Genomic DNA, 14,035 nt, shown 5'->3' on the forward strand with positions numbered 1-14,035 from the left:
GTTTATGGTCGCAGGTCCGGGCAAGGCCTTGTCGTCTGGATGGGGACAAGGACGGCCAATGAGGTGCGTCATTCGGCCAACGACAGATTCAGCTCATGCGATATGGCCAATTGCCGGTAATGTGAAGACAAAGATGGTCTGCCCGGCACGCCCCTGAAGCATATGCAGAGTGCCTTCCTGTGCGCTCATGATCGACTTGCAGATAGCCAGGCCCATGCCCATGCCAGTGGTTTTGGTGGTGAAGAACGCATTGAAAATCTCGTCGGCGTGGGCCGGGCTGATACCCGGCCCGGTATCTTCGACTGTCACCACGACCTGGCGCCCGGCCTGGACGCTGGACGTCAGCGTCAGCACCCGGTGCGGTGGATTGACTGAAAGCATGGCGTCGACAGCATTCATCACCAGGTTGTAGATGACTTGCTGCATCTGTACGCCGTCGGCATGCACCTGCATTGGCGACGACTCCAGCCGGGTATGCACCGACACCAACTTCTGCTCGATCTCCCCGGCCGTCAGCAGCAACACCCGGCCAATCACCTCGTCGATCAGCAACGGGCTGCGACTCGAGACTTTCTGTTTCGCCAGAGCCTGCAAGGCATGGACGATATCGGCGGCGCGCTTGCCGTCCTTGGCAATATCGTTCAGCCCTTCCAGCGCCTCCTGGACTTCGGGTACCTCGCGCCGTAGCCAGCGCACACTGGCACTGGCATTGGAGACGATGGAGGCCAGCGGCTGATTGATTTCATGGGCGATGGAGGCGGCCAGTTCGCCCATGATGGTCGAGTGGCTGACCTGGGCCAGCTCGCGTCGAGCGTTGCTCAGGGCGGTTTCCGTGACTTTGCGGTCGGTGACGTCCGAGGTGACGCCGACAAACACCGCTCCCTCTGCGGGCTCGCCCAATGTTTCCAGATACTTGATCGACTGGTCGGGCATCACCGCGCGAAAGCCGTGGCGGTAGGCCTGGCGCGTGCGGCGGATACGCTCGAGCCTGGTCTTGAGCCGGGCCCGGTCGTCCGGATGAACGCGCTCCATCAAGGCCGGGCTACTCGGTGGGTTGTCGGATTTTTCGATACCCCAGATGGCAAACAGCTCATCGGACCAAAGCATCTGGTCAGTCGTGGTATCCCAGCGGAATGCACCGGAATGAATGATCTTCTGGCCAATGGCCAATAGCGCCTGAATGTTGCGCAGCTCCGTCTCGGACTCCCGGCGCCGCTGGTTTTCCTCCAGCACTTGAGCGTAGAGGCGCGAGGTTTCCAGGGAGATCGCCGCCTGCGCCGCGAGCAATTCGATCACCGCGATACGCGATTGGGTAAAAATACCGCAGGCGAGCGAATTCTCCAGATACAACACACCGGTGACCTCGCCCTGCTTGAGCAACGGCAGGCAAAGCACCGCACCGCCTGCCGCTGCGCTGAAAAACTTGTCACCGCCAAAACGTTCATCTTCTATGACCTGATCCAGAGCCACCGAGGTGCGCGTACGAATCACGGTATAGATGATCGACAGCGGCAGGCGGGCGCTGTCCAGGCTGCTGTTGGCCAGCTCGACGATGACCCCCGATTCACGCGCCTGTCCGGTGGCAACGATGATCGGAACGCCCTTGTCGATCAGGATCAACAGACCGCGACTGGCGCCAGCATGTACCAGAGTATTGGCCACCAACAGTTCGATCAGGCGGTCGAGAACGATCTCGCGGGACAAGGCCTGTGAAGCCTTGATCACCGAGACCAGATCAAGATATTGCTGGCCTTCGCGCAGGTCGATGGACGAGCGTGAAGTCGTCGGCTGATCACGCAGATACAGGTGCTCTGCCTCAAGGCTGCGGACCTTGCCCATGGCACCCCAGCGCTGGTAGTCCTCCCGCGCGGTGCGTCGGTGGCTGCAAGCAGTGGTCGGCAGGCCCGATTGCTGATGGCAGCGCCCGGCCAACTCATGGGCCAGAGCCTTGATATGTACGAAGCCACCCGTGGTGGCCTGGCCGATGGCCGATTCGAACAGGCGCATGGCGATCAGCGGCTGGCCCTGGATACGCGCGGCTTCGGCTTCGACGATCAGTAACTTGTCGAGAAAACTCATAGGGTTCAGGTCGGCCCATAGGCGCAACTGCGTCAGATGCGGCTGCAACCGCGCCAGGGTTGCCTCAGTATCGCCGGTATCGTTCAGCGCCGTCAGATTCAGCGCGCTGTACATGTGCAGCTCCATGAGATGAATATGCGAAGGAGTGCTCCAGGCCAGCTTCGCCGCCTGCTCCAGCGCCTGCCGGGAATCGTCATGACGCACCTCGTAGAACGCCGCTACGCCCTGGAAAAACCACCACCAGAACTGTGCCGGGACCATTTCCCCCGCCAGTATCTGCTCGCCCAGGCGCTGCGCTGAGTCAGATGCCAGCACACCGCGCCCGTCAGCCAGGGCCTGAGCGAACAGCGCCTGGTTCTTCAGGATGTTGCGACAATCCCCGGCATCCAGCACCTCGGCCAACGCCTGGCCATCCTCCAGACACTGTTGCACCTGCATCAGCGGCGTGCCCATGACCAGCATCCCGGAGGCCCGCTGATGCGTGACATAACAGGAAAGTGCAGTCTTGCCTTCTGCCTGACAGAACATCAGGGCCTTTTCCGCGCATTCCAGAGAGAACGCCAGGGGTCGAATCCACACGCTGACCTGTCCCAGCGCCATCAGCACCGCTCCCTCGAACAACCGATAGCCCAGACGATTGACCATGCGCCCGGCCAGCTCGGCATAGCGTACGCCCTGGTCGTACAGGCCCAGGCGTTGGGCCAGGGAAACGCCAAACCAGGCAACACCCAGGGCCGAAGCCGGACAACGGCCGTGATCCAGGGTGATTTCGACCATTGTGCACAGCACTTGAAACAGCATGTCGTCATCAGTGAAGGACGCAGCCATGACCATACCGGCCAGAAGCCCCATGATCGCTTCGATTCGCGGGTCTTCCAGCGCGGGCAGCTCCAGTAACGAAGCAATGCTGCGTCCGCCCATGCGCTGTTCGATCCGCGCAAACGCCTGCCGGGCATCGAAAGCGCCCGGTTCGCCGGACAGCTGAATATCGAACATGCGCAGCCCCAGCAGCGCAGCCTCCACCGCCGCGACGTACTGGCCAGACAGCGACAAGGATTCGACTTTCAGGCCATACAGTGCGGATATCTCCGCCAACGAACGGGCCCGCTCAAGCAGTTGGCTGATACAGGCGTCTGCTTCGTCGTATTCGCTACGACGAATCAGGCACTGGATATATAGCAGTTCGACGGCGTGGCTTTGCGTGTAATGGCTGAGCCAACGCGACTCGCTGCCCAAGGACCGCGCCAGACGCAGGTACTGCAAGGCAAACGGCAGCGCGGCAGCGTCCCGGGCCCGGTGGGCGGCCTTGAGCAAAATGCTGATGAATTCACTGGTATCGCTTTCGCTCAAGGTGTCGTGGGCAGCCTGACGAATATGCAAGGCGATACGAAACAGTACGGCCTGAGGCTCCTGCTGGCTGATACCGCGAATCAACAGGCGGGCAATCCGGGTGTGCTCCCTGGCCCGTTGCTCGGCGGGGATCAGCAGGTAGGCGGCCTCGCGTACACGATCATGGCTGAACAGCAGGCCGGCCTTGTCCTCGATCAACAACCCTGCCTCCATGGCGGCGACCAGTTGCTTGCGTACGCTGCCGATGCGCTGTTCGCTGACACTGGCGATGTCGGCGTAGTCCGCGCGGCTGCCGAGCAGTGCCATCAACCCCAACAAAGAGCGGGTTTCCTCGGGCAGGCGGCTGATCCGCGCCACCATGAGTTCCACCACATTGGGCGCCACCGGGAAGCGGCGAATGGCGTCAAGATCCCACTGCCAGCCGACGCTTGTGCCTGCGGTGCTGATCAGGCCCTCTTCCAGCAGGGTGCGAACCAACTGGTTGATGAAGAATGGATTGCCACCGCTTTTGAGGTGAACGATATCACTCAGGGGCGTCAGGGAAGGATCGTGCCAGCCCAGCAACCCGCCCAGCATTTTTCCGGTCGCCGAGGGCTCCAGGCAGGTCAGACTCAACTCGACTACCGGGTCGGGCCGATCACGCAGATCGCTGAGTAATTGGCGAAAGGCATCCGAGTGCTCGCTGGACAGTTCACGGTAAGCACCGATAAACAGAATGTGACGCGGCTGCCGCGCAGCCATGTAACTGAAGAAACCGAGGGTGTCGTTGTCCAGCCATTGCAGGTCGTCGAAGAAAATCACCAGGGGCGCCTGAGGCCGGGCGAAGGCCAGAATGTACTCACGCAGGGCGTCGTTGAAGCGATTGGCGGCGTCGGCCTTACTGATCTGCGGGATGCCGGGCAAGGGGCCAGTCATCAGCTCCAGTTCCGGAATCAGTGGCAGCAGCAAGCGACCGTTGCCCGCCAGACCGCGCAACAGGCGCTGGCGCCACATGTCCAGTGTCCGCGGCGATTCACCCAGCACCCGCAGGAGCAACGCCCGCAAGATAAGGGACAAGGCTGCATAAGGCGTGGTGGTGCGGGACTGATCGAACTTGCCGGTAGCGAACATCACCTGGCTGCCGCCCAGGTCACGGTGCAGTCGCCGTACCAGGGCACTTTTGCCGGTGCCGGTCTGGCCGCGGATCAGCACGATCTCCCCTGTGCCGGTACTGCCGACCCGGGCAATGCAACGGTGCAGTTCGGCCAGTTGCTGCTCTCTGGCAATCAGCCCCGAGGGAAACAGACGCGTGCCGGCACGCCCGTCCTTGCCGGGTTCAAAGGCGCGAATATGCTGGAATTCGTTCCACTGCACCAGGCACAGGCGCAAGTCGTCCTCCAGATCCTGGGCACAGGCGTAACGCTCGGCCGGATTCTTGGCCAGCAACTTCAGAATCACCGCACTCAGGGGCCCGGGAATGTCGTCGCGATGCTGCTCGGGCGGGCTCGGTTGCCGGGCCAGATGCTGATGCAGCCATTCAACCGGATCATCACCTTCGAACGGCAGGCGATGGGTCAGCATTTCGTAGAAGGTCACACCCAGGGCATACAGGTCGCTGCGCTCGTCGATTTCATTATTGACCCGCCCGGCCTGTTCAGGGGACATATAGGCCAGGCTGCCGCTGATGGAATCGACGCCTCGGGGGCCGGGAATATCCGGGTGGCTGCTGAGGGCAAATGCCGTCAGGCGAATCGCGCCGTCTTCGCCCTCGATGAAATTACATGGCTTTATATCGTGATGCAGCAGGCCACTGGCGTGGGCATGCCGCAAAGCCTGGGTAGCACCGATGGCCTGACGCAGGAACACCGAGATGGACAGCGTTTCAGTGGCATTTTCGTGCAGCGAACGCCCGCCGGATTCATCCAGGATCAACAACGGCCCGTCGGCCGACGACAACAGCGCGGCGGGCACCACGGCCCAGGCCGGGTCGAGGCATTCGCGCATGGCGTACTCATGCTGAATACGCCGAAAGACATTTTCCGTGGCCCTTGCTGCAGGCCTGACCACCAGCCATTCACGGGTGGCCTGGGGCGAACGGACCCGATAACGGGCGATCTCGCCATCGACCAGCAGCAATGCCCAGTCCAGTTGCTGCAACCAGTGCTGGTTAAAGTCCGCGACCTCCCTTCTATCGGTCAACGGCGCTGGCGACTGAATTGAAGGGAGTTGGCTCATCGGGCTACCTGTGCAGAACGGCTTGGTTGATCGCGGACAATAAAACGTCTTCGGAGAAAGGCTTGGCCAGAAAACACAGCGCACCGGCGCGTAACGCCAGGGCGATAGCCTCTTCGTCATTATGCGCGGACATGCAGATGACTGCGATGGCTTTGCCCTCAGCGTTGAGGTGCTGCTGCACCTCCAGGCCCTGCATGCCTTGCATGCGCATGTCGAGCAGAACACAAACCGCCTGATCCACCGCTGGCGAGGCAAGAAAATCTTCCCCGCGGGCAAAAGCCAGCGACCGGTAACCCATGGACCTGAGCAGGTTGCCCAGGCTTTTTCGCACAGAGGTGTCGTCATCGACGATGCAGACCAGGACCATAAACGCATCTTCACGCAGTCACGGCAAGGAAGGCTACCCACTGGGCGCAGGCATCCGCAAAAGATGCGGTAGCTTGCCATCCGTGTCGCATCCCTGCCTCGTAGTGTGAGTCCCATTGCGGCGACACGTTGGTCTGCCTGTGCTTTTATCGTTGGAGCCAGGCTTGCCTGCGAATTCGGCAACTCGGAGTATCAGGCAGATCGCGTCGCGGCGTTCGCGGGCAAGCACGGTTCCAACAGGTCGTTTGTCAACTTAAAGCGGACAGTAATTAACTTTTCAACTACTTTTTACACCCATGGATGGACATTAACCTTCTCCACATCGACGCCAGACGCGTCAGGCGAGCTCACCACCCTGCTCGCCCTTACCGGAGAAGATCATGCTGACTATTCGCAAGGCATCGCAACGTGGCATCGCCAACCATGGCTGGCTGAAGTCCTTCCACACCTTTTCCTTCGCCCAGTATCACAACCCTCGGGAACAGGGCTTTTCCGATCTGCTGGTGATCAATGACGACCGCGTCAGCGCCGGTATGGGTTTCGGCCAACACCCCCATCGCGAAATGGAGATTTTCTCCTACGTGCTCGAAGGTGCCCTGGAACACAAGGACACCCTGGGCACAGGCTCGGTCATCCGCCCTGGCGATGTACAACTGATGAGCGCAGGCAGCGGCGTGGCCCACAGTGAATTCAACCACTCGAAGACGGCGCCGGTGCATTTCCTGCAAATCTGGATCGTACCCAACGAACGCGGGGCCAAGCCGCGTTATCAGCAGGAGCATTTTTCCAAGGAGCAGAAACGCGGGCGTCTGCAGTTGATCATCTCGCCCGACGGCGCCGATGGTTCACTGAGTGTGCGTCAGGATGCGCGGGTCTATGCCGGGCTGTTCGACGGCGAAGAGGAAGCGACCCTGACCCTGGGCCAACAGCGTTACGCCTATGTTCATGTGGCCTGTGGCTCGGTGGAGCTCAATGGTCAGCGCCTGGAGGAAGGTGACGGTGTGCGGGTTCGTGAAGAACAGGCCATCCACCTGAGCGGCGGTATCGATGCCGAGGTGTTGGTATTCGATCTGCGGCCGAATGAGTTGCCGCGGATGCCGTAAAAACCTGAATTGCAATGAGGTTTTCTGCAGGAGCTGCCGCAGGCTGCGAATCGGGTTTGTCTGAGACAATGCCTTCGCAGCCTGCGGCAGCTCCTACAGTTCAATTCAGCGCGCGCACCCTTGCCCCTTCGGCCATTTCCCAACATGATCCCCCGATGACTCAATCATTGGGGATCCTCATGAATGACATCGAAACCGTTGCGCGCTGGATGTCTGTCGGGCCTTTCGCGGTCTTGACCGGCGCTGGCATCAGCACGCCTTCAGGCATCCCGGACTATCGCGACAGCGAGGGCGTGCGCCGGGGCAAGGCGCCGATGATGTATCAGGAGTTCATCGCCGAGGCCGATTCGCGGCGGCGCTACTGGGCCCGGGCCATGCTGGGCTGGCCGCGCATTCGCCAGGCTCGTTCGAATATCGCCCACCAGACCCTGGCCCGTCTGCAAAGCCAGAAACAGATCAGCGCAGTGATCACCCAGAACGTCGATGCCCTGCACGATCAGGCTGGCAGCCACGGCGTGATCGAACTGCATGGCAGCCTGCACCGGGTGCTCTGCCTGGATTGTCGGCAGCGTAGCGACCGTCAACTGATCCAGGAGCTGATGGAAGCCCGGAACCCCTATCTGGCCGGGGTCGATGCGATCCAGGCGCCGGATGGCGATACCCTGCTCGACGCTGCCTTCGAAACCCGCTTCCAGGTGCCCCGCTGCCCACATTGCAACGGCGAACGCCTGAAGCCGGACGTGGTGTTTTTCGGTGAAAACGTCGCCACTGAGACCGCCGCCAAAGCCATGGCTAGCATGGAGCAGGCGGCGGGCCTGCTGGTGGTGGGCTCTTCACTGATGGCCTTCTCGGCTTTTCGTTTGTGCCGAAAGATGGTTGATCAGGGCAAGCCGGTGATTGCCATCAATCTGGGCAAGACTCGCGCTGACGAACTACTGAGCCTGAAGATCGAAGCTGGCTGCGAAGCGGTGCTGCCACTACTGGCCGAGCAACTGTTGGCACATACGGATTAACAGAAGCGACTTGAATTGACGTTGTATGACAACGTATAACTACAAGCAAGGCAGCCTCAATAACAACACCCCTGCCCGGGCTCGTGCCTGCTCAGTCTGCAATGTGGACCACTGCGCAACACGCCGCCTGGCGCTGACAAGGAGACAATATGAGCGTCAAAAAAGGCAACGTCCTGATCTGGGGTCAGATGCATCCCTCGCTGATGCAGGCACTCAACCGCGACTTCACCGCCTGCAATCGCTGGGAAATACCTGACCTGAACAGCTGGCTCGACGAGCACGGCGAGAGCATTCGTGCGGTGGTCACCAGCGGGGTTTACGGTACCGACAATGCCATCCTCGAGCGCCTGCCCAACGTGGAAGTGGTCACCAGCTTCGGCGTCGGTTATGACGGCACCGATGTCGAATACCTGAAAAAGCGCGGTATCAAGCTGAGCAACACCCCCGACGTGCTGAACAATGCCGTAGCCGAAACCGCCCTGGCGTTGATGCTCGACGTGTCCCGGCGCATCAGTGAAGCTGAGCGTTTCGTTCGTTCCGGAGCCTGGCTCAAAGGCAAATTCCCCCTGGGCTACGACATGACGGGCAAGACGTGCGGCATTGTCGGTCTGGGCAAGATCGGCAAGACCATCGCCAAGCGCGCTGCGGCTTTCGATATGAATATCGCTTACTACCGTCGCGGTCAGGCTTATGAAGGCATCGCCTATAAGCATTACGACAACCTGATAGAACTGGCCAAGGTCGCAGACTTTCTGGTGGTGATCGTGCCGGGCAGCCCGGATACCGAGCGCATGATCAACCGTGACGTCCTCAAGGCCCTGGGCCCCAAGTCGTTCCTGATCAACGTTGCCCGTGGCAGCGTAGTGGATGAGCCGGCCCTGGTAGCGGCCTTGCTGGAAGGGGAAATTGCCGGTGCCGGGCTGGACGTGTTCGCCGATGAGCCCAATGTCCCGGAAGAACTGCTCAAGCTCGACAACGTCGTGCTGCTGCCCCATATCGGCAGCGGAACCCATGAAACCCGTCAGGCCATGGCCGACCTGGTGTTCGCCAACCTGACCAGTTTTGTCGATAACAAGACCCTGATTACCCCGGTCCTGTCGTAAAGCGAACCAGGGGATGTGCACTGCGCATATCCCCTGGCTCCTGTGCCGATTTACACCAGCGCCAGTCTGGCCGCCAGGATCTTGGCGTTTACGTCGGCAGTGGCAGTTTCCTGCTGCTGCTTCAGTGAATCCTGGACTTTCTTGTCGATGGCCGCCTGTTGATCAGGCGTCATGCTGTCGTACTCGCTCTTGCTGACCCCAGTCATCTTGTCGCGCAGCTTTTCAGCAGCCGATTCGTTCATGTAGGCCAGAAAGTCTTTCAATGACGAGCTTTGCGAAGTCGTCGAATCCACCGCTACAGCATCATCCCCAGTACTGGCGACAGTGCCGGTGCTGGTCGTAGTGCTGGCGTTATCGGACGCACCCTGGGCAGCCGCCAGGTTGGAGTCCACGCTGGATTCAAAGGCCGCAGCCCCTGATTTCAACTGCACCAGCAACTTGGCAAAAGACTCGTCATACGTCGAATCCTGCTGGCTGCTGTCGCTGCTCGACGACGTCACCGGCGCAATGCCGGAGGTCATCGTCGAAGCGTTTGCTGCGGTGTTACTGATATTGCTGAACGCGTCGCTCGTGGTGTCCACCGGCAGTTTGCGAACTGCCTGGGCAACCAATTGATGCAACGCGGTGTTGCCGGCGATATTCATCGAACACCTCCTGTAAGGTTATCGTGCCCGACAAGTGCAGCAAAAGCGGTGCCAGTATTCGTGAAACCCGGCCGAGGCCTTGTCAGGCAAGGGCTACATCCGGGTGGGCATCCGCCAATGCCAGCAGGCAACGCGTCAAAAGCGGCAGTGCTTTGCCGGTTGCGGCCAGTCAGGGCGTTTGTTCAAGAAATTTCGCCACCGCTGCCGAAGCTTCGCGGCGTTCGCAACCCGGCGCCTGGTCAGTGCACAGATCTTCCAATATCAGATAGCGCGCCTTTCGGGCACTTGCCGCCAGTTGCCGGGCCGGTTCCGGAGCCACCCAGGTGTCCCTGGTGGAAGTCATGATCAGCATGCGCGCCTTGATCTTCTTCGCCAGGGTCGGCATGTCGCCGCTGCCGACCAGATCGAAATTGCGTATGGCTTGCAGTTGCCGGTAGCTGTCCAGGGCCGTGGCCAACGGCCGTCCACCCGACTCCATGCTGCGCAGCTGGGCATCCCAGCGCTGATGATCCGCCTCGGTCGGTTGCGGGCTGGTACCGAGCAATATCAGGTTGTCGGCGTAGTCCGGATAGGTGACCGCCCACTGCAAGGCCTGCATCCCACCCATACCCAGGCCAACGATCGCGTGCAGGTGATCAATACCCAGGTTCAGACTCAGGATCTTGTGCTGCACTCTGACCATGTCGCGGATCGAATAGCTCGGGAAGGCAATATAGGGCATCGATGAACTGTTGGACGGAGAACAGGACACGCTGTTGCCAACGGCATCGATGGCGATCACATACCATTTGGCGGGATCAACCAACAGGCCCGGACCGATCCATTCTTCGACGTCCACCGTGCTGGCACTGGCCCAGGTCGGGAACAGCACGACATTGGAGCGATCGGCGGCCAGGGTGCCGTAGGTGCGATAGCCCACACGACACTTTTTCAGGTGGCCGCCGTCGATCTTGAGTGAATCGGCCTGGACATATTGCTGCGCTGCCGCAAACGCCGACTGCGTCGCATCAGGAAACAGCAACAACAAGGCCACCAACCAACATTGCCAACGATAAGTCATAACCATGGAACTCACCTCATAACGTGGGTGAGCGACGCCGGACCTTCAGTGATCGACAACGAAGCGGCGTCGCCATAAAGCCACGAGCCGCCGAGGAAATCCCATGAAAGCCAACTACCATGTCGCCAAGCGTTGTGCTGTGGAACTGAACTTGAGCCTAGTGTATTAGTGCGTCACTGCCACTTCGGCAAACGCTCAATGGGTAATGGCACCGAGAAGAAGTAGCCTTGGGCCTGCCCCGCGCCAATCTCCTTCAACAGGTCCCAGGTCGCCTGATCCTCCACGCCTTCGGCAACCACCGTCAGGTCCAGGGACTCGGCCATACGCACAATGGCCCGGACAATAGCCCGGCTACGGGAGCTGGTACTGAGTTCGAGAATGAACGACTTATCAATTTTCAAGCCGCTGAAGTGGTACTGGTGCACGTAGCTCAATGAGGAAAAACCCGCGCCGAAGTCATCCAGCACCACCGACATGCCCTGATCGGCCAGAGTTTTCATGGATTGGCGAGCCTGCTCGGGTTCGGCCACCAGCGCGCCCTCGGTCAGTTCCAGGCAGATCCGTGAAGGCTGCACGGCGAAGCGTTCCAGCAGGGCCAGGACTTCCCCGGCGAATTCGGGCCGGGTGATGCTGTAACTGGAGCAATTGACGTGTACCGTCGGCCAATGGGCGTTTTCGGGCAAAGCAAGAATGGCGACCACCCGCTGCAACATGTACAGGTCCAGACGGCCGATCAGGCGCAACCCCTCCAGAGCCGGCAGGAAGTTGCCCGGCGCCACGACCCGACCATCCGGCTGATGCCAGCGAATAAGCGCTTCCATGGCCAGCAGGCGACCGCTATCTACACAAACGATCGGCTGGAAATACGGGATCAGCTCATCGTCGCGCTTGAGAGCATTGCGTAATGCGCCCTCCTGCTCCATCTGGTCCGAGACCTCGCGGCGCAGTTCCTGGTTGAACACGGCAAAGCTGTCGCGCCCGGCATTCTTGACCCGGTACATCGCAGTATCGGCGTCGCGCAGCAGGTCGGTCGGGTCGTTGTGGAATTGCTTGTCGGCGCACACCAGGCCGATGCTGCAGGAAGAGAACACCGCATGGCCGTCGACGAAGAACGGCAAGTCGAAGGCTTCGAGGATGCGCTCGGCAATCACCACCGCACCATCGATCGGCATACCGAAAGCCAGTACCGCGAATTCATCACCACCCAACCGCGCCAGCAGGTCACCGCCGCGCATGCAACTGCGCAGGCGGTCGGCGGCCTGGGTCAACAACAGGTCGCCAAAATGATGCCCCAGGCTGTCATTGACCATTTTGAAGCGATCCAGGTCAATGAACATTACGACCAGAGGTTTGCCATGGTTACGAAAATCCACCCAGCCGGTATGCAGGCGCTGCTGCAGATGGCTGCGATTGGGCAGGCCGGTCAGGGAGTCATGGGAGTTTTCGTGCTGCAACTTGGCGTTGGCGTGGTCCAGCTCCCGCGTGCGGTCCTGAACCCGGGCTTCCAGACGCAGATTGGCGGTATGGATGGCTTCGGTGGCGCTGCGTCGGGACAACGCCGTGTCGATATGCCGGGAAACGAAAGTCAGCAACTCCTGGTCGCGCAGGGTATAGACCACATGGGGCGAGTAGCTCTGCACCGCCAGGACACCGCGTACATCGTCGCCCTCGAACAACGGGATGCCCAGCCACGAATAACTGCGGGCCTGGGTTCTGATGGTGTCCACTTCGCCGGTGTCTTCCAGGCGTGTCGCTTCATCCATATCGATCAGACAAGGGCGCCGCTGGCGAATCACATATTCGGTCAGGCCGCGCTGGCCGCGGCGTGGCGACGGTCGGTCGACCATGCGCTCATCGGCGTAATAGGGAAACGTCACTTCGCCGGTGGAGTTGTCGAACAGCGCGATATAGAAGTTGAGGGCAAACAACAGCTCGCCGACGATGCCATGCAGGCTGCCGAACAGCTCGGACATGTCCCCCGGCTGGCTCGAGAGCTCGGCAATCTGGAACAGCGCCGTCTGCAAATGCTCGGCACGCTCGCGTTCGGCTACTTCCTGACGTAACGCGGTGTTGAGAGCCGAGAGTTCCTGAGTCCGCAGCAGCACGGTTTCTTCAAGATCGGCACGATGCAGGATACGGTCCAGAGCCATGGCCACATGACCCGCGACAACCTGAAACAACGCACGCGCCTCGATGCTGTAGATTCGCTCGGCGTCGTAGACCTGCATCGCCAGCATGCCGAACACCTCATCGGAAGCATTCCTCAGCGGTACGCCCATCCAGTATTCGGGAACATGCCCGACGCAATAAAAACGCTGTTCCTCATGGGCCAGACGGATGCCCGCCGCATCGACAAACATCGGCTGTTCCGTGGTCAGCACGTAGCCGGTCAAGGACATTCGCGCATGATCGACGAACTCGTAGGCGTCCGCAGCCAAGGCGTCAACGTCGGTGCTGTCGACATAATACGGGTAGGTGATCTTGCCGCTGCGGCTGTCGTACAAGGCCAGATAAAAGTTTTCAACATCGATCAGATTGGCCAATTGATGGTGTACACCTTCCATGAACGCGCCGCGATCACGGGTGGAGCTGGCCAGATAGGTAATTTCGTACAACACGCGCTGAGTGGTCTGCGCCCGCGCTAGAGCATCCGCCTGCATACGGTAGCCCAAACGCAACGCCAATTGCGCGAAGGCCGGATCGTCGGCAGCACTTATCGGCGCCAGCAGCCAGCCCAGCACGCCCTCGCCCCGTCCGGTATGCCAGCGATGCAGACCCAGCCCGAGGCAGAAGCTGTCAAATTCTTCATGGGGAATATCCGCCGGCCAACTCGCCAATGGATTACCCTGAGCCAGCAAATGCATCTGATCAGCTGCGCCATAAACCGCCCACTCGGGGTCGTGCAACTCATTACGGGCAGTGGTCAGCAAGGCCTGAAGCGACTCATCCTCGATCTGTGTCGGCGGCAATTCGCCGCTTATGTCCGGTGGCCCGACCGCTCGATGATCAGCGCTATCCATCGCGTGCAACGTTGCGTCCATCGAGGGAGGGACATTCATGAAAACTCCAGGGCCAAAAACTGACTGCGCCTATCTTCCGTGGG

The 14,035-nt window shown here is 60.4% G+C and carries 8 protein-coding genes; 3 read left to right on the top strand and 5 right to left on the bottom strand.

Going from position 1 to position 14,035, the window contains the following annotated elements:
* Positions 1–93 precede the first annotated feature (93 nt).
* Together ACCD02_RS05350 and ACCD02_RS05355 are read right to left on the bottom strand one after the other, a co-directional pair.
* Entirely contained in the window at positions 94–5,643 is a 5,550-nt protein-coding gene (locus tag ACCD02_RS05350; protein ID WP_413299148.1) for an AAA family ATPase, read from the bottom strand.
* 4 nt (positions 5,644–5,647) lie between these two features.
* Positions 5,648–6,010 carry a response regulator gene (locus ACCD02_RS05355; protein ID WP_413299150.1) on the bottom strand — a complete coding sequence of 121 codons (363 nt, stop codon included), beginning with the start codon at positions 6,008–6,010 and terminating at the stop codon, positions 5,648–5,650.
* Positions 6,011–6,389: 379 nt separating this feature from the next.
* Here ACCD02_RS05355 and ACCD02_RS05360 point away from each other — a divergent pair, with 379 nt between their 5' ends.
* The 3 genes from ACCD02_RS05360 to ACCD02_RS05370 all read left to right on the top strand — a co-directional run bounded on the left by ACCD02_RS05360 (position 6,390) and on the right by ACCD02_RS05370 (position 9,228).
* Positions 6,390–7,112, top strand: coding sequence for a pirin family protein (locus ACCD02_RS05360; RefSeq protein ID WP_413299152.1), 723 nt, complete (start codon positions 6,390–6,392; stop codon positions 7,110–7,112).
* Positions 7,113–7,291: 179 nt separating this feature from the next.
* Positions 7,292–8,125 (top strand): NAD-dependent protein deacetylase, encoded by an 834-nt coding sequence (locus tag ACCD02_RS05365; protein ID WP_413299154.1) that lies wholly within the window; start codon positions 7,292–7,294, stop codon positions 8,123–8,125.
* 149 nt (positions 8,126–8,274) lie between these two features.
* The gene (locus ACCD02_RS05370; RefSeq protein ID WP_413299156.1) at positions 8,275–9,228 is read left to right on the top strand and encodes a 2-hydroxyacid dehydrogenase; all 954 of its coding nucleotides are present in this window, start codon (positions 8,275–8,277) and stop codon (positions 9,226–9,228) included.
* A 50-nt stretch (positions 9,229–9,278) separates the two neighbouring features.
* On the opposite strand, the gene ACCD02_RS05375 is transcribed toward ACCD02_RS05370, so the two are convergent.
* From ACCD02_RS05375 to ACCD02_RS05385, 3 genes are all read right to left on the bottom strand, one after another.
* Positions 9,279–9,872, bottom strand: a complete 594-nt coding sequence (locus tag ACCD02_RS05375) for a hypothetical protein (protein ID WP_413299158.1) — start codon at positions 9,870–9,872, stop codon at positions 9,279–9,281.
* A 169-nt stretch (positions 9,873–10,041) separates the two neighbouring features.
* Positions 10,042–10,938, bottom strand: coding sequence for an alpha/beta fold hydrolase (locus tag ACCD02_RS05380; protein ID WP_413299160.1), 897 nt, complete (start codon positions 10,936–10,938; stop codon positions 10,042–10,044).
* 167 nt (positions 10,939–11,105) lie between these two features.
* Positions 11,106–13,991 (bottom strand): EAL domain-containing protein, encoded by a 2,886-nt coding sequence (locus tag ACCD02_RS05385; RefSeq protein WP_413299162.1) that lies wholly within the window; start codon positions 13,989–13,991, stop codon positions 11,106–11,108.
* Positions 13,992–14,035: the final 44 nt, after the last annotated feature.

This window comes from Pseudomonas sp. Pseusp88 (genome assembly GCF_047303955.1).
GTDB lineage: Bacteria > Pseudomonadota > Gammaproteobacteria > Pseudomonadales > Pseudomonadaceae > Aquipseudomonas.